General features: G+C 59.7%; 11 protein-coding genes and 2 tRNA genes. 7 read left to right on the forward strand and 6 right to left on the reverse strand.

Features of this window, described 5'->3' with window-relative positions:
• The first annotated feature begins 38 nt into the window (after window positions 1-38).
• Together NMD14_11955 and NMD14_11960 are read left to right on the forward strand one after the other, a co-directional pair.
• Window positions 39-114: transfer RNA gene (locus NMD14_11955), tRNA-Asn, on the forward strand.
• Between the two features lie 2 nt (window positions 115-116).
• Window positions 117-192: transfer RNA gene (locus tag NMD14_11960), tRNA-Asn, on the forward strand.
• Between the two features lie 316 nt (window positions 193-508).
• Here the strand turns inward: NMD14_11960 and NMD14_11965 are convergent.
• Window positions 509-1,675: a transposase gene (locus NMD14_11965; protein ID XEI31502.1), complete on the reverse strand. Its 1,167-nt coding sequence runs from the start codon at window positions 1,673-1,675 to the stop codon at window positions 509-511.
• Window positions 1,676-2,145: 470 nt separating this feature from the next.
• On the opposite strand from NMD14_11965, the gene xseA reads away from it, so the two are divergent.
• Window positions 2,146-3,525 (forward strand): exodeoxyribonuclease VII large subunit, encoded by a 1,380-nt coding sequence (gene xseA, locus NMD14_11970; protein XEI31503.1) that lies wholly within the window; start codon window positions 2,146-2,148, stop codon window positions 3,523-3,525.
• A 127-nt stretch (window positions 3,526-3,652) separates the two neighbouring features.
• On the opposite strand, the gene NMD14_11975 is transcribed toward xseA, so the two are convergent.
• Window positions 3,653-4,372, reverse strand: a complete 720-nt coding sequence (locus NMD14_11975) for a GntR family transcriptional regulator (GenBank protein XEI31504.1) — start codon at window positions 4,370-4,372, stop codon at window positions 3,653-3,655.
• 247 nt (window positions 4,373-4,619) lie between these two features.
• On the opposite strand from NMD14_11975, the gene mngA reads away from it, so the two are divergent.
• Window positions 4,620-6,566 (forward strand): PTS 2-O-a-mannosyl-D-glycerate transporter subunit IIABC, encoded by a 1,947-nt coding sequence (mngA, locus tag NMD14_11980; protein ID XEI31505.1) that lies wholly within the window; start codon window positions 4,620-4,622, stop codon window positions 6,564-6,566.
• 87 nt (window positions 6,567-6,653) lie between these two features.
• Window positions 6,654-9,308: a mannosylglycerate hydrolase gene (gene mngB, locus NMD14_11985; GenBank protein ID XEI31506.1), complete on the forward strand. Its 2,655-nt coding sequence runs from the start codon at window positions 6,654-6,656 to the stop codon at window positions 9,306-9,308.
• A 158-nt stretch (window positions 9,309-9,466) separates the two neighbouring features.
• Here the strand turns inward: mngB and NMD14_11990 are convergent, their stop codons facing one another.
• Window positions 9,467-10,456 (reverse strand): D-alanine--D-alanine ligase, encoded by a 990-nt coding sequence (locus tag NMD14_11990; protein ID XEI31507.1) that lies wholly within the window; start codon window positions 10,454-10,456, stop codon window positions 9,467-9,469.
• Window positions 10,457-10,658: 202 nt separating this feature from the next.
• Window positions 10,659-11,267, reverse strand: a complete 609-nt coding sequence (locus NMD14_11995; GenBank protein ID XEI31508.1) for a 2OG-Fe(II) oxygenase — start codon at window positions 11,265-11,267, stop codon at window positions 10,659-10,661.
• 338 nt (window positions 11,268-11,605) lie between these two features.
• On the opposite strand from NMD14_11995, the gene NMD14_12000 reads away from it, so the two are divergent.
• Together NMD14_12000 and NMD14_12005 are read left to right on the forward strand one after the other, a co-directional pair.
• A complete protein-coding gene (locus tag NMD14_12000) occupies window positions 11,606-12,082 on the forward strand; it encodes a glutathione peroxidase (GenBank protein XEI31509.1) in 477 nt (158 codons plus the stop codon).
• 182 nt (window positions 12,083-12,264) lie between these two features.
• Window positions 12,265-13,668: a DEAD/DEAH box helicase gene (locus NMD14_12005; protein ID XEI31510.1), complete on the forward strand. Its 1,404-nt coding sequence runs from the start codon at window positions 12,265-12,267 to the stop codon at window positions 13,666-13,668.
• A gap of 54 nt (window positions 13,669-13,722) precedes the next feature.
• Here the strand turns inward: NMD14_12005 and NMD14_12010 are convergent, their stop codons facing one another.
• Window positions 13,723-14,889, reverse strand: a complete 1,167-nt coding sequence (locus NMD14_12010) for a transposase (GenBank protein XEI31511.1) — start codon at window positions 14,887-14,889, stop codon at window positions 13,723-13,725.
• A gap of 268 nt (window positions 14,890-15,157) precedes the next feature.
• Window positions 15,158-16,519: a heme anaerobic degradation radical SAM methyltransferase ChuW/HutW gene (gene hutW / locus NMD14_12015; protein ID XEI31512.1), complete on the reverse strand. Its 1,362-nt coding sequence runs from the start codon at window positions 16,517-16,519 to the stop codon at window positions 15,158-15,160.
• Window positions 16,520-16,581: the final 62 nt, after the last annotated feature.

The raw sequence follows: 16,581 nt of genomic DNA on the forward strand, positions 1-16,581 counted from the left end.
GTCATTACTATTCGCCCCGTCTTAACGAGACAGGCAATTCCTCCTTAGTTCAGTCGGTAGAACGGCGGACTGTTAATCCGTATGTCACTGGTTCAAGTCCAGTAGGAGGAGCCAATTCCCTCGTAGTTCAGTCGGTAGAACGGCGGACTGTTAATCCGTATGTCACAGGTTCAAGTCCTGTCGAGGGAGCCAAATACTGTTCCGAGAAGGAACGAGAAAGACCAGAAACCCGCATTCCGAAAGGCTTGCGGGTTTTTTGTTGTCCGAAATAGCTCGGCGAAGTTCGCCAAGAACCGGGGTCATTGGTACCATGAATAGTACCAGCGAACACCAACGCCAATTTTCATTGGTACCTCTCGTGGTACTAGTGTCATGGGTACCACGAGCACAACTCGTGGTACCAAAACAAGGCAAACATTGTCAAAGCTGGTACCAAGTCAGTCATCCTCAAGGACGATAACGAGATGGGTGACTGCACCCCGCCGCAAGCGGCAAGGCTTCCCACTTCTTAGGCCGCTACCGTCAGATTGACGGATTTACGCTGGCCTCCATGGGCAGAAACGACGAGCCCCGCCGCTTTTAATTCCAATATTCCTTGCTGTCGAATGTTTATGGCCGCGTTGATGTCGCGGTCATGCTCTGCCCCACACGCTGGACATACCCACTGTCGTTGGTGAAGTGGCATCTCCGACATCTTGTGGCCGCACTCACTACATGGTTTAGAGCTGGCAAACCACTGATCGAGTTTGATTAGGTGGCGGCCCGCCGCTTGGGCTTTGTACTCCAGCCTCATGATAAAACCATGCCAGCCAGCATCGCCAATGGCGCGGGCCAGCTTGTGGTTTTTCATCATATTGGTTGTTTTAAGCGTCTCCACGATGATCGCTTGGTTATCGTCAACTATCGTGCGAGAGAGTTTGTGCTGAAAATCAGCGCGAGCATTGGCTACCCGCTCGTGCAGGGCGGCCAGCTGTAATTTGGCCTTACTACGATTGGCACTGCCTTTTTTCTTGCGAGACAGTGCTTTTTGCTTTCGCCGTAGATTGCGACTGGCCTTGATAAGATGGCGCGGGTTGGCCATCTTTTTGCCACTCGACGCAATGAGGTAGTGGGACAGCCCCATATCATAGCCTGTCACCTCTGTGATGAGGGAGGGCTTGGCGGGAGCCTCACGGCCATCATCGCAAAGGATGGAGGCATAGTATTTCCCTGTCGGGCCACGGCTGACTGTGATACTGGAGACCACGCCGATAATATCTCGGTGAATGCCAGCTCGGATGGGCGTCATCTTCGGTAACAGGATGGCATCGGTCAGCACTTTGCCATTGGGGTGGTAGCTCGATTGCCTGCCTCTCTTGCTCTTGAAGATGGGTATCCTGGCCTTGAGCTTGGGGTTGAAAAAATTGGCGAATGCCTTATCCAGGTTGATCACCGCCTGCTGCAAGGCTTGTGAATCGTACTCTTTCAGCCAGCTGTATTTGCACGATTTTTTTGCCACAGCGAGCAGGGGTTTCAAGTCGCGTTTGGGTTTCAGTGAAACCCCGTGGCGCTGGAACATGTGCCGCTGAATATGAAGGGCTTTGTTGTACGCGAACCGCACCGCGCCGAACTGGGCATTGAGGAATGCCGCTTGTTCGTCGGTGGGGTAAATACGTACTTTTGTGGCTCTTTTCATGATTAAAAACACAGTCTGTATATAAGCACAGTTATAGCGCGTGCCAGTGAAATCAACAACCGCTGCGGACGTGCGGCAGGCGCGACTATCGAGACACTGAAGACATAGGCGGGCTCGCAAACGCATCAGATTAGCTCCCCTTATATCCCCGCCCGATTGGGCTAGGGTTTACGGGGCATCTGCTAAAGATCTGCTGAGCGGGAGCCAATTCTAAAGCCCAGTCTTCAAACTGGGCTTTTTCATATCTATCTCTCCATTGTTTCAAGCTGAGCCCGCTATCCCGCACCACATGCTCTGGCACATTCCTCTCGCAGTGAACGATCCACTCTCCCTGTAGACTGGCCCCTTGAAGATCCAGACCGAAAGAGAAGGACTACACGTTGTCAGATGGCGAATACTGTCGCGCACTGGGGTAAAATAGCGGCCATCGTTTTATCCCGCCCCCGTCGGGGCAGACCACAGGTACGCCATTGAACCGATATACCCCCTCCAGTGCGGCGAGCAGCCGCGAGCAGCAGGTCTTTACCGTCACCCGCCTCAACAGCGCCGTGCGCATGATCCTGGAACAGGATCTGGGGCTGGTGTGGCTGACCGGCGAGCTCTCCAATCTGGCGATGCCAAGCTCCGGCCACTGGTACTTCTCCCTCAAGGACATATCGGCGCAGGTGCGCTGCGCCATGTTCAAGGGCAACAACCGGCGGGTGGTCTTTCGCCCACAGGATGGCATGCAGGTGCTGGTGCAGGCGCGGGTCTCCCTCTATGAGCCACGCGGCGACTATCAGCTGATCATCGAGTCGATGCAGCCTGCGGGCGACGGCGTGCTGGCGCTGCGTTTTGAAGAGCTCAAGCGCCGCCTCGGGGCTGAGGGGCTGTTTGACGAGAGCCGCAAGCGGCCGCTGCCCCGCGAACCGCGCGCGGTGGGTCTCATTACCTCCGCCACCGGCGCGGCTTTGCACGATATGCTGACGGTGCTTAAACGGCGTGCGCCGGATCTGCCGGTCTTTATCTACCCGACCCAGGTGCAAGGGAGCGCCGCCATCAGCCAGATCGTCGCGGCGATCGCCAAAGCGAACCTGCGCGCCGAGGTGGATGTGCTGATCGTCGGACGCGGCGGCGGCTCGCTCGAAGATCTCTGGTGCTTTAACGAAGAGGTTGTGGCCCGCGCCATTGCCCACTCCAACATTCCGGTTATCAGCGCGGTGGGCCACGAGGTAGATGTCACCATCAGCGACTTTGCTGCCGACTTGCGCGCCCCGACCCCATCGGCCGCCGCCGAGCTGGTGGCGCCGGACAATCAGGCCCGCATCCAGCACCTCGCCCACCTCAAGCAGCGACTGTTGCAGGCGATGAGCCACCAGCAGACCGCCGCCCGCCACGATTTAATCCTGCTGCAAAAGCGGCTCGACCATCAGGATCCGAAACGGCGACTGGAGCAGCAGTCCCAACGCCTCGACGAACTTTCTGCCCGTTTGCAGCAGCTATTGCGCCAGCGGCTGCATCAGGGGGAGCGGCGCCTCACCAACCTTGAGCTACGCCTGCAGGGCAAGAGCCCGGAGCGCTTGCTGGCTGCTGGCAAGCGCCGCCACCAGTTGGCCGAGGAGCGGCTTCATGCCCTGATTGCCAAACGCCAGGATCTGGCGAGCCACCGCCTCGCCATGCTCACCGCCCGCCTAGACGGGGTGAGCCCGCTCGCCACCCTGGGTCGCGGTTACTCCATCACCCGCACCGCGCGTGGTGAAGTCATCCGCCGCGCCGATCAGGTCAACAGTGGCGACCAGCTCATCACCACCCTGGCACAAGGGAGCCTGCAGGTGCGGGTCGAGGAAATTATCAAAGACTCAGCTCAGTAGATCCGCTGCGCCAGACCACCAGCCAGTCTGCTATTTAGCCCGGCATCGACCCGTTAATCGGCCAAACAAAAAAGGCCACCACCGCAAACACGGTGGTGGCCTTTTTATCGCGGGAGCTTGCGACCGCTCAACCCTTGGCGCGGCGGGCGACCAGGGTGAACTTGTAGTCATCGCTCTTGAAGAAGTTGCGACTGAACTCGAACACTGTGCCATCTTGCAGAAAGCCGCGGGAGACCTTCTCGATAATGGGCTTGGCGGGATCGATACCGAGCGCCTCCACTACCTGCGCCGAGGGGAGCACCGGAATGATCTCCTGCTCGCTACGGTCAATCACCAGCTGCTTCACCTCTTCAATGTAGTGGTACTTGGAGCCCTGCATCACCGCATAGCTGAGATCGGGGAAAAGAGCGAGCGGCATCCAGGTCTCCTCCAGCGTCACCGCGATCTGGCGAATAAAGCGCACCCGCTTGACGTAGTAGACCAGCGCCCCCTCCACCAGATTGAGCCGCTCGGCCAACTCACTGCTCGCCTTGATCACCTCGAAGGCGAGAATGTCGCTGTGAGTCTCGGCCGCCGGATCGGTCACCTTCTCGTAGAGGCTGGTGAGCTGATAGATGTCGTAGTTCACCTTCTCCTGCCGCACATAGCTGCCGCTGCCCTGAATGCTCTCGATGACATTGAGTTCGGTCAGCTGCTTGAGGGCCTGACGCACCGTCACCCGGCTCACCCCGAACTGCTCGCGCAGCTCGGCTTCGGTGGGCAGCGCATCGCCGGGGGCCAGCTCCCCTTGCGCGATCCACTGCTGGATGGTGTCGGCTATCTGGCGATACATGGGTTTTTTCGACACGAAAGGCCACCTCGTCGGCTCTGCGCCCTGATAAATGGAAGAGGCGCCATTCTACCCCAGTTGCCCGGCAGACAAAACGGCTTGGCCCCATTTGACCTAACAAGTTGCCTTGATTTTGTAATACAAAAATAATACAAATAATGAATTGTATGATACCACTCACAAAAATCAGTCGCCCGGTTTGTTAGCATCGCTGTCACTTTCACCATGACGGCTTGCTGGCAAGCCAACCTGACAGAGGATCATCATGAATCTGACCAGTCTTACCGGCCCCCATCTCATCACGTTGCAAACCCGGTTTGCCGATCGGGATGCGGCCATTCATGCCCTGGCTGATCGGCTCGATCAGGCGGGCAAGCTGCACGACAAGGCCGCCTTTCTGGCTGCGGTCATGGCCCGCGAGGCGCAGGGCCCCACCGCCCTTGGCGAAGGGCTGGCAGTACCCCACGGCAAGTGCGATGCGGTGCGCGAAGCGGCCTTTGCCGTCGCTACCCTGAGCGAGGAGCTGGGTTGGGAGGGGATCGACGGCCCCGAGCCGGTCAACCTGATCTTCATGCTGGCGATCCCGACCGATCAGGCGGGCTCCACCCATATGCAGCTGCTCACCACCCTCACCACTGCCCTGGTGGATGACGATACCCGCGAGGCGGTACTTGCTGCCCAAAGTGCCAAGCAGCTGATGGCACTGCTCGATGGTGAAGGGGATAGCGGCAAGCAACCAGCAAAAGAAGACAAATTAGATACAAATCAACCCACAGTGGTCTGTGTCACCGCCTGCCCGGCAGGGATCGCCCACACCTATATGGCTGCCGAGTATCTGGAAAAAGCGGGGCGCAAACTGGGCATTCGGGTACTGGTGGAGAAGCAGGGCGCCAACGGCATCGAGGATCGCCTGTCGCAAGAAGCGCTCGATGCTGCCGTGGCATGCATCTTCGCCGCCGAGGTGGCCATCAAGGAGCAGGAGCGTTTCGCCGGCATCCCCCGGATCGAGACGCCAGTGGCCGAGCCCATCCGCCATGCCGAGCGGATCCTGAATGATGCGCTGGACGCGGCCAAGGCCGGTCGCTCCGCCCCGACGCCAAACCCCAGCCAGAGCGACGCGCCGACCGGCAAGAAGGTGGGCCTCAAGACCGAGCTCAAGCAGGCGCTGCTGAGCGGCATCTCCTTTGCCGTACCGCTGATCGTGGCAGGCGGTACCGTGCTCGCCGTCTCTGTGCTGCTGGCCCAGATCTTCGGCCTGCAACATCTGTTTGATACCGAGAACTCCTGGCTCTGGATGTACCGAAAACTCGGCGGTGGCATGCTGGGCACCCTGATGGTGCCGGTGCTGGCGGCCTATACCGCCTATTCGCTGGCAGACAAACCGGCGCTCGGCCCGGGCTTTGCGGCGGGACTGGCCGCCAACATGATTGGCTCCGGTTTTCTCGGCGGCGTGGTCGGTGGCCTGATCGCCGGTTACCTGATGCGCTGGGTCAAGCAGCATGTGCGCCTCAGCCCCAACTTCAACGGCTTTCTCACCTTTTACCTCTATCCGGTGATCGGCACCCTGGTGGCGGGCAGCCTGATGCTGTTTGTCATCGGCCAGCCGGTGGCCTGGCTCAACAACAGCCTCACCGAATGGCTCAACGGCCTCTCCGGCACCAATGCGCTGGTACTGGGCGCCCTGCTCGGCTTTATGTGCTCATTTGACCTGGGTGGCCCGGTCAACAAGGCGGCCTACGCCTTCTGTCTCGGTGCCATGGCCAACGGGGTCTACGGCCCCTACGCCATCTTCGGCGCGGTCAAGATGGTCTCGGCCTTTACCGTCACCGCCTCCACCCTGCTGGCGCCGCGTCTGTTCCAGACCTTCGAGATCGAGACTGGCAAGTCCACCTGGCTACTGGGGCTGGCGGGGATCACCGAGGGTGCCATTCCAATGGCCATCGAAGATCCAATCCGGGTGATCGGCTCCTTCCTCGCAGGCTCGGTGGTCACCGGCGCCATGGTGGGTGCCATGGGGATTGGTCTCTCCACCCCGGGAGCCGGCATCTTCTCCCTCTTCCTGCTCCACGATGGCGGCCACGGCGCCCTGATGGCTGCCGCCGTCTGGCTCGGTGCGGCGCTGGTGGGCACCCTTATCTCCACTCTGGTGCTGATCGGCTGGCGCCGTCACGCCATGCAACGCGGCACCTATCAGGTGGTCGCCGCAGAGTAAGACTCATCTTCACCACCGCTTTTTCAACAGACTATTTTTTCCGCACGGCAGGCAAGGGCCGCCGTGCGTCAGCAAAGGATCATTGTCATGACTGTTTCACGAGTTCACATCACACCGCACATGCACTGGGATCGGGAGTGGTACTTCACCACCGAGGAGTCCCGCATCCTGCTGGTCAACAACATGGCGGAGATCCTGGCGCGTCTTGAATCCGACCCCGACTACAAGTTCTATGTGCTGGACGGCCAGACCGCGGTGCTGGAGGATTACTTCGCCATCCAGCCCGAGAACAAGGCCCGGGTGAAGGCGCTGGTGGAAGCGGGCAAGCTCATCATCGGCCCCTGGTACACCCAGACCGACACCATGCAGGTGAGCGGCGAGTCCATCCTGCGCAACCTGCTCTACGGGATGCGCGACTGCCTCAGCCTTGGCGAGCCGATGAAGATCGGTTACCTCCCCGATTCGTTCGGCATGTCCTCCCAGCTACCCCACATCTTCAACGGCTTCGGGATTGATCGTGCCATGTTCTGGCGCGGCTGCTCCGAGCGCCACGGTACCGACAAGACCGAGTTCCTCTGGCAGAGCAACGATGGCAGCGAAGTGACCGCCCAGGTGCTGCCGCTCGGCTACGCCATCGGCAAGTACCTGCCGGAAGATGAGGCGGGGCTGCGCAAGCGGCTCGAATCCTACTTCGAGGTGCTGGAAAAAGCCTCGGTGACCAAGGATATCCTGCTGCCCAACGGCCATGACCAGATGCCGCTGCAACAGAACATCTTCGCCATCATCGACAAGCTGCGCGAAATCTACCCCCAGCGGGAATTCCACATGAGCCGCTTCGAGCAGGTCTTCGAGCGCATCGAGGCGTGCCGTGACCAGCTGGCCACCCTCAAGGGGGAGTTCAACGACGGCAAATACATGCGGGTACACCGCACCATCTCCTCCACCCGGATGGATATCAAGCTGGCCCACGCCGCCATCGAGAACAAGATCGTCAACATCCTCGAGCCGCTGGCGAGCATCGCCTGGGCGCTCGGCTTCGAGTACCACCATGGGCTTTTGGAGAAGATGTGGAAGGAGATCATGAAGAACCACGCCCATGACAGCATCGGCTGCTGCTGCAGCGACAAGGTGCATCAGGAGGTGATGACCCGCTTCATTCTGGCCGACGACATGGCCGAGAACCTGATCCGCTTCTACATGCGCAAGATTGTCGACAACATGCCGGTGGCACTGTGTGAAGACGGCGTGCAGGTGGCCGACAAACTCTGCCTGTTCAACCTGATGCCCTTCCCCCGTAAGGAGGTGATCAACACCAGTATCCGCATTCGCGCCCAATCCTTTGCCCTGCGCGATGAAGCGGGCCAGCCGATCCCCTACTTCATCCGCGCCAGACGCGAGATTGACCCGGGTCTGGTGGACAGACAGATTGTTCACTACGGCAACTACGACCCCTTTATGGAATACGACATCCAGCTCTGCCATCCGCTGCCGGCCATGGGCTATTGCACTCTGCATATCGAGGGTAACCAGCCGGGAGTGGAGCAGCCGGTGACTACCAGCGGGGAGCTGCTGGAGAACGATTTTTACCGCATCGCCCTCAATGACAACGGCACTTTGCAGATCCTGGACAAGCTGCGCGGCACCACCTTCGATCAGGTGCTCACGCTGGAAGAGGGTTCCGATGATGGTGACGAGTATGACTACTCGCCATCGCGAGACGAGTGGCTGCGCTACTCCACCGAGTTTGCGGTGACCCGCGAGGTCACCCATCAGGCGTGGCAGAGCATTGCGACCCTCAAACTGCGCATGGCCTTGCCTGCCAACCTCGCCGAGCGGGCCAACCGCCAGTGCAGCGGCCACCTCGATGCCACCTGCCGTATCACGCTTGCACATCAGAGTCCGCGCATCGACATCGAGCTGGAGCTCGACAATCAGGCCGACGATCACAGGGTACGGGTGCTGATCCCCACCCCCTTCCCGAGCGACACCGTGGTCTCTGACAACCAGTTTGGCTGCATCACCCGCCCCACTCGCGACAGCGCCATGGCGAACTGGGAGGCAGAAGGGTGGAAAGAGGCCCCCATTCCGGTCTGGCAGCTGATGAACTTCGTCGCCCTGCAAGATGGCCAGCAGGGGCTGGCGGTGCTGAGCGATGGTTTGCGCGAGTTTGAAGTGATCGGCGAGCAGTGTGACACCCTGGCGCTCACCCTGCTGCGCGGGGTCGGCGTACTCGGCAAAGAGGAGCTGCTGCTGCGCCCGGGTCGCCCCTCCGGCATCAAGCTACCCACCCCGGATTCCCAGGTGCGTGGCAAGCTCAGCTGCCGTTTCAGCCTGCTGGCGTTTGCTGGCGATCACATCAGCGCCAACGTGATGCAGGCGGCGCGCAGCTACCTCACCCCGGTACGCTGCTACAACAAGATCCCGTTCGATGCCATGAAGCTCAACAAGGCAAGCTTCACTACCCCGCTGCACTTCAGCCTGCTCTCCATGGACCCCTCCGGTCCGGTGCTGAGCGCCCTGAAAAAGGCAGAGGATGAAGAGGCGCTGGTGATCCGGGTCTACAACCCGAGCGAGCAGGCTGTGCTGAAGGGTGGCAAAGTGAGCAGCGAACACGCCCTGAACGACTGGCAAGCGGTGCGGATGGACGAACAGCCCCTGCCCCTTGAACTGACCGCTGGCGAGTTTGGTGAGCTGGCGCCGTGCCACTCCCGCAGCGTGCGCTTTCGGGTGGCTCGCGGCTAACCCCACAGGTAGCAACAGGCGGGGAAGAGTCATCCCCTCCCCGCCTGTTTATCCCTCAGGCAGGCCTGCCCCGCTTGATAAAGGCATAAAAAAATCCCCGCCGATTGGCGGGGATTTTTATTGGATCATTCTGCACTCCCGTGAACGGGAGAGCGCATTTAGCTGGCCTTGCGCAGGATCTGCTCAAGGTAGTCGGCGAAGCGGTGACCGTGATGCTCCAGCAGTTTCGGGAACATGGAGATGGAGGTCATGCCCGGGAAGGTGTTGATTTCATTCAGCAGGATCTCCCCCTCCTCGGTCAGGAAGAAGTCGATGCGCGAGAGATGGGTCAGTTTCAGCTGACGGAACGCCTTGAGGGCATACTCGTGGATCGCATCGGCCTGCGCCTGGGTCAGCCCCTCGGCACGCAGTGCCGTCTCGGTATGGCTGGCGCTGCTGTACTTCTCTTCATAGGTGTAGAACTTGTCCTGCGGTACGCAGATCTCGCCCGGATAGGTGGCCACCAGCTCGTCACCATACTGGTAAACCGCCACTTCCAGCTCGCGCGGCTTGACCGCTTTCTCGATCAGAACCTGTTCGGAGTAACCGAAGGCATCGGCAATGCCTTTCACCAGATCCGCTTCGTTGCTGGCGGAGTAGCAGCCAACGGAAGAGCCCTGGGAGGCCGCCTTGATAAAGACCTTGCCCCATTTGGCCAGCGCGGCCTTCGCCTCGGCCAGCGCCGCCTCATTTTGCTCGGTCAGGAACAGGTACGGGGTGTTGGGAATACCGATGGCGGAGAGCCACAGCTTGGTGCTGATCTTGTTGAAGCAGATCTTGCTCGCCTCGGCATCGCAACCGAGATAAGGCAATCCGGCCAGTTCGAGGAAGGATTGCAGATCGCCGGTCTCACCCGGGTAGCCGTGGATGCAGGGCACCACGTAATCCACCGGACGGGCCACGCTGTCAAACGAAAGCAGCTTGTCGAGCCCCAGCTTGCACTCGCGGCCATCGGCACTGAGCCAGCGATCGGCGAACATCTCGACGCGGGTCACTTCGACACCGGGCAGAAGGCCCAGTTGTTGCTCGAGGAAATTGGCGCTGCGCAGAGAAACCTCGTGCTCGGAGCCACCGCCGCCGCACAGCAGCAAGACATGCATGTTCTTCATTAGATGTGATCCCTTGGGAAAAGCGGCCTCGTCATGACCATTTGATAAGCCAACCACCATAAAAACCGGACGAAGCCAGATACGAACATAAGTGCGCGCCAGTGTAGCAAGGGAGATCAACCCTTGTCAGCCGATGGGAGCCCCATCCACCGACAACGGCCATAAAAATTCCCGCCTGTGTCAGAAATTGGATGAAAAGAGCTCAGCGCGGAGGATCGACCCTTCCCATGCCGTTGCCATTGACCCGAAACCAGCCGGCAATGCTGTAGCGCTCGCGATTGGCAGGCAGCACCTCGTGGGGAAACTCCTCGGAAAGAAACATGACCAGCCGCCCCCCCTTGGGGCTGACATCCATCAGAAACTGCTCCTTGTCGTCATACATGCGCAGCACTCCACCCGCTTCGGGCAGCCAGTCGTTGTTTAGGTAAAACACGGTGGTAAGACGGCGGTTGGAGCGACCGGCAAAGGCATCGCGATGGGTGGCGTAAAAATCCCCGCTGCGATAGCGGGCGAAGTGGGCCTCGTAGTCGAACAATCCCAGCATCAACATCCGGTTGGCGGCAAGACGCAGGGACTCCATCCGGGCCAGGTAGTCTGCCACCGGCACCCCGAGTGAGGGCTCCAGCCAGTGGATCTGGTCACGGCGAACATCGGGATTGCCCTGATGCAGGGCGTCACGGCCGATCCCGGCCGATTGCCATTCGCTTGGCAGACAGGTTTTGAGGGCATCCACCTCGGCGACGGTCAAAAAATCATCCACTATCACCCATCCCCGGGTGTAAATGGCATCCATGGCTGCTTGATAGTCCAAGATTGGCTCACAATGAGTGGAGAGAGGGCGCTTTGTAGCGGCTTACCGGCAAAGTCACAAACCGGTTTGCTTCTCTTGAGAAGTCCCACCATCAATACGCGAGTTGCCGCCCGCCTCCCCGCTTTTTTGTCGCCAGTTGTGATCCCGCTCCGCCAAGCGGCGTATTGGCTGTCGAAACTGTGACGGCCCTTGCAATCAAGACGAGGAGGCGCAGCGACCGCCTTGCCGTGCATATAGCCAACCGATACCGTAGCCACATCATCATGTTGCAGTTCATCCGGCGTTTATCGCTATCATCGACCGAATCACTCACGGACAATCAACAAAAGGATCTGCTTATGCCTCTGCCCGCGCTCACTTTGCAACAACTGGATGGCACCCCCTATCCGCTGACTCAACTGGCGGGCAAGGTGGTGCTGGTGGTCAATGTGGCCAGCCGCTGCGGCTTTACTCCCCAATATGAAGGGCTGGAAAATCTCTATCGGGAGCTCGGCCCCAAGGGGCTGGTGATTTTGGGCTTCCCCTGCAATCAGTTTGGCAATCAGGAGCCGGGGGATGCGGACGAGATCGCCCGCTTCTGCTCTCTCGACTATCCGGTCACCTTTCCGATCATGGCCAAGTGCGATGTCAACGGTGAGCATGCCCACCCCTTCTACCAGTGGCTTAAAAAACAGAAACCGGGTTTTCTGGGGCTGGAAAACGTCAAATGGAACTTCACCAAGTTCCTGATCGATCAAGAAGGCAATGTAGTGGACAGATTCGCCCCCCAGGCCAAACCGGAGAACCTGGCCGAGCAGATCCGCGAGATGCTCTGATCTTCTGACTCTTTTTACGCCATTGCGTTGATCCATTGTGGGGTGGCCGATGCGACAGCTACTGCGCAGCGGCCGCTCTTTTGCTATATTACGGCCCCACTATCTTTTCTATATCGTGGCTGGCCCCCAACGCGCTGGCTGCCCGTTGAGCCAACGGCTCATCTCAGGAGTTTCTCTCGAACATGTCATTCAACGAACTGGGTCTGTCTCCGCATATTCTGCGGGCCGTCAAGGAGCTGGGTTACGAACAGCCAACCCCCATCCAGCAGCAAGCGATTCCGGCCATTCTGGCCGGTCAGGATGTGCTCGGCGGCGCTCAGACAGGCACAGGCAAAACGGCCGGTTTCACCCTGCCGATGTTGCAGCGTCTGCTGGCTAACCACGGCCGTGGCCGTCGTCAGGTACGCGCACTGGTACTGACCCCGACCCGCGAACTGGCGGCCCAGGTGGGCGAGAGCATCATCAAGTATGCCCACCACCTACCGTTTAAGACTCTGATCGCCTATGGCGGTGTCAGCATCAAGCCCAATCTGGACGCCATCAAGCTGGGGGTCGACATTCTGGTCGCCACCCCGGGCCGTCTGCTGGATCTGCTGACCCAGGGCGCCCTGACCCTGAGCGAGCTGGAAGTGCTGGTGCTGGATGAAGCGGATCGCATGCTCGACATGGGCTTCATCGTCGACATCCGCCGCATCATGAAGGCGCTGCCTGCAGAGCGCCAGACCCTGCTCTTCTCTGCCACCTTCTCAAGCGAGATCAAGGCGCTGGCCGATGATCTGCTGAACGACCCTACCCTGATCGAGGTGGATCCCAGCAACACCGCCGCCGAGCAGGTGACCCAACGCATCATTCAGGTGGATCGGGAACGCCGCCGCGAGCTGCTCTCCCACATGATTGGCCGTGGCAACTGGCAGCGGGTGCTGGTGTTTGTTCGTACCAAGCAGATCGCCGACCGCCTCGCCCAGCAGATGCAAAAAGATGGCCTCAATACCGTGGCGATCCACGGTGACAAGAGCCAGGGAGCCCGTAACCGGGCGCTGGCCGATTTTCGCAGTGGCGAGGTGCGGGTGCTGGTGGCAACCGATATCGCCGCCCGCGGTCTCGATATCGATCAGCTGCCCCACGTGATCAACTTCGAACTGCCCCAGCTGGCGGAGGATTACATCCACCGTATCGGCCGCACCGGCCGCGCCGGTCGGGGCGGCGAGGCGATCTCGCTGGTCAGCCAAGACGAGCTGGGTCAGCTCAAGGCCATCGAAGCCCTGATCGGCCAATCCCTGACCGTGGAGATCCTGGAAGGGTATGAGCCCAGCGGCAAGCCGAGTCGTCAGACCCTGCCGGGCAGCAAACCGGTGCAGAACCCGCCCCGTGCTCGCGGCCATGCCAACGCCAAGAGCAGCAATGCCAAGGGCAAGCCAGCCGCGGGCAAGGGCAAAGCCAAGGGTGATACCGCCAAGAAGCCAGCCCAGTCTCCTCAAAACAAGTCCCGCAAGCGGGAAGTGGTGGGCGAGGATATCGGTTTTACCCCGATGCGCCGCCTGCCCAAGGCGATGCGCGACAGCTATCAAGACAACAGCGACGAGTAAGCTCGCGCGCGACGGTGACTGCTCCCCGCCGCAAGCGGCGAGGCTTCCCACTTCTTAGGCCGCTACCGTCAGATTGACGGATTTACGCTGGCCTCCATGGGCAGAAACGGCGAGCCCCGCCGCTTTTAATTCCAATATTCCTTGCTGTCGAATGTTCATGGCCGCGTTGATATCGCGGTCATGCTCTGCCCCACACGCTGGACATACCCACTGTCGCTGGTGAAGTGGCATCTCCGGCATCTTGTGGCCGCACTCGCTACATGGTTTAGAGCTGGCAAACCACTGATCGAGTTTGATTAGGTGGCGGCCCGCCGCTTGGGCTTTGTACTCCAGCCTCATGATAAAACCATACCAGCCAGCATCGCCAATGGCGCGGGCCAGCTTGTGGTTTTTCATCATATTGGTTGTTTTAAGCGTCTCCACGATGATCGCTTGGTTATCGTCAACTATCGTGCGAGAGAGTTTGTGCTGAAAATCAGCGCGAGCATGGGCTACCCGCTCGTGCAGGGCGGCCAGCTGTAATTTGGCCTTACTACGATTGGCACTGCCTTTTTTCTTGCGAGACAGTGCTTTTTGCTTTCGCCGTAGATTGCGACTGGCCTTGATAAGATGGCGCGGGTTGGCCATCTTTTTGCCACTCGACGCAATGAGGTAGTGGGACAGCCCCATATCATAGCCTGTCACCTCTGTGATGAGGGAGGGCTTGGCGGGAGCCTCACGGCCATCATCGCAAAGGATGGAGGCATAGTATTTCCCTGTCGGGCCACGGCTGACTGTGATACTGGAGACCACGCCGATAATATCTCGGTGAATGCCAGCTCGGATGGGCGTCATCTTCGGTAACAGGATGGCATCGGTCAGCACTTTGCCATTGGGGTGGTAGCTCGATTGCCTGCCTCTCTTGCTCTTGAAGGTGGGTATCCTGGCCTTGAGCTTGGGGTTGAAAAAATTGGCGAATGCCTTATCCAGGTTGATCACCGCCTGCTGCAAGGCTTGTGAATCGTACTCTTTCAGCCAGCTGTATTTGCACGATTTTTTTGCCACAGCGAGCAGGGGTTTCAAGTCGCGTTTGGGTTTCAGTGAAACCCCGTGGCGCTGGAACATGTGCCGCTGAATATGAAGGGCTTTGTTGTACGCGAACCGCACCGCGCCGAACTGGGCATTGAGGAATGCCGCTTGTTCGTCGGTGGGGTAAATGCGTACTTTTGTGGCTCTTTTCATGATTAAAAACACAGGCTGTATATAAGCACAGTTATAGCGCGTGCCAGTGAAATCAACAACCGCTGCGGACGTGCGGCAGGCGCGACTATCGAGACACTGAAGACATAGGCGGGCTCGCAAACGCATCAGATTAGCTCCCCTTATATCCCCGCCCGATTGGGCTAGGGTTTACGGGGCATCTGCTAACTGCCAAGTCCAAAGAGGGAGCCTGCAAGGCTCCCTCTTTCGTTATGGACGGTGCGAGTTGACGCAAGCGCTCCGCTCAGGCTCAGACCAGGGAGTGACGCACCGCCGCACCGTCATGGCTGGGCGGCGCTGAACCATCGAGCGGATTGAGCTGCAAAAATTCGAACAGCCCGGCCTGCATATTGACGTTCCAGAAGCGCCCGGCGAGGGTGAGTTGCAGCCATGCGCCGTCTATCTCGGCCAGCCCGTGCTGCTGCCAGGCGGCAAAGAGCGGCATCAAATGGGTCAACAAATGCGCTGGCAGACGATCCAGCTCCAGCACGCCGCTGTCGAGAGCGCCACGCAGCAGACCGTCCATCCTTGCATTGGGATTGCGCCCCATCACCATGCCGGGCGCCCGCTTGTCATTAGCCAGTGCGTCGTGCCAAGGGGCCAGATCCCGCCCATACATGAGGCCATGACCAAGAATGCTGCCTCCCGCACCAGCGCCAAAGGGGAGGATCTCGGCGCCGCGCTTGGCCATCTGGTTATAACAGCTCTGCTCGGCCGGGCTACGCCGCCAGTGACTGCAAGAGAGGCGCTCCCAGCCATGGGCTTCCAGTTGCGCTCCGCCATAGGCATACATGGCCGCCCGCTGCTGGCCATCGGCGAGCCAATCCAACGAGCCCTTCTCCTGCGCCCGCTCCAGATTGGTGCCCTGCATGGCGATCAGCTGGTAGAGATCGACCCCGTGTACACCGCTCGCCATCACGTCCGTGATATCCTGCTGCCACACGGCATCATCCTGACCGGGCAGACCGAAGATGAGATCCGCCACGACCACCGCCGCATCATCGCGGGTCAGCTCGCCAAGGCGAGTGAGTAGGGTCTCCCTGTCATCGAAACGGGCTGCCTGCTGACGGACCCGGGTATCAAAGCTCTGCACCCCGAACGAGAAGCGGTTGAAGCCCCCCGCCAGTGCCGCCTGCCATTTCTCAGTATCAAAGCCGTTGAGGCGTCCCTCCAGCGTCACCTCGGCATCGGCCGCCAGCGGAAAATGGCGGATCACGGCGGCCAGCATAGCCAACTCATCGGCGCTCATGTCGGTCGGCGTGCCGCCCCCCACATAGACGGCTGAAAACGGCATGCTCTGCGCCAGCGGGGTGTCAGCTGCCTGCGCAAGGGAGGCGCAGAGCGCGTTGACGTAGCGGTTGATCCGCGCCGGATTGGCGCCATTTTCAAAGAAATTGCAGAAGCTGCAGCGCTTGCGGCAAAACGGAATATGGATGTAGAGGGCGCGCTCCTCAGCTTCACTCTCTCGCTGCCACCAACTCTGCCAGCCAGCCTCATCCAGCGGGAAGGGGCGCATCCCTCCCCGACTGGCGTGAGCCGAGGTCTTGGCGCTAAAGGCAAACTTGAGAGGATCCGGCGAGGCAATACCGGTCATTGAAGGGGTCAGATTCATGGTGGTCACTATTCAGTAAATAATGACAATGATAACGATTATCGTTAACTTTAATTTGTTCT

It is taken from the genome of Aeromonas veronii, assembly GCA_041319085.1.
GTDB classification, from domain to species: Bacteria; Pseudomonadota; Gammaproteobacteria; order Enterobacterales; family Aeromonadaceae; genus Aeromonas; species Aeromonas veronii_F.

Bases quoted from the DNA above. Each gene is read 5' to 3' on its own strand.
- NMD14_11965 (XEI31502.1), bottom strand. From the start codon at position 1,675: ATGAAAAGAGCCACAAAAGTACGTATTTACCCCACCGACGAACAAGCG.
- mngA (XEI31505.1), top strand. From the start codon at position 4,620: ATGAATCTGACCAGTCTTACCGGCCCCCATCTCATCACGTTGCAAACC.
- mngB (XEI31506.1), top strand. From the start codon at position 6,654: ATGACTGTTTCACGAGTTCACATCACACCGCACATGCACTGGGATCGG.
- NMD14_11990 (XEI31507.1), bottom strand. From the start codon at position 10,456: ATGAAGAACATGCATGTCTTGCTGCTGTGCGGCGGCGGTGGCTCCGAG.
- NMD14_12000 (XEI31509.1), top strand. From the start codon at position 11,606: ATGCCTCTGCCCGCGCTCACTTTGCAACAACTGGATGGCACCCCCTAT.
- NMD14_12005 (XEI31510.1), top strand. From the start codon at position 12,265: ATGTCATTCAACGAACTGGGTCTGTCTCCGCATATTCTGCGGGCCGTC.
- NMD14_12010 (XEI31511.1), bottom strand. From the start codon at position 14,889: ATGAAAAGAGCCACAAAAGTACGCATTTACCCCACCGACGAACAAGCG.
- hutW (XEI31512.1), bottom strand. From the start codon at position 16,519: ATGAATCTGACCCCTTCAATGACCGGTATTGCCTCGCCGGATCCTCTC.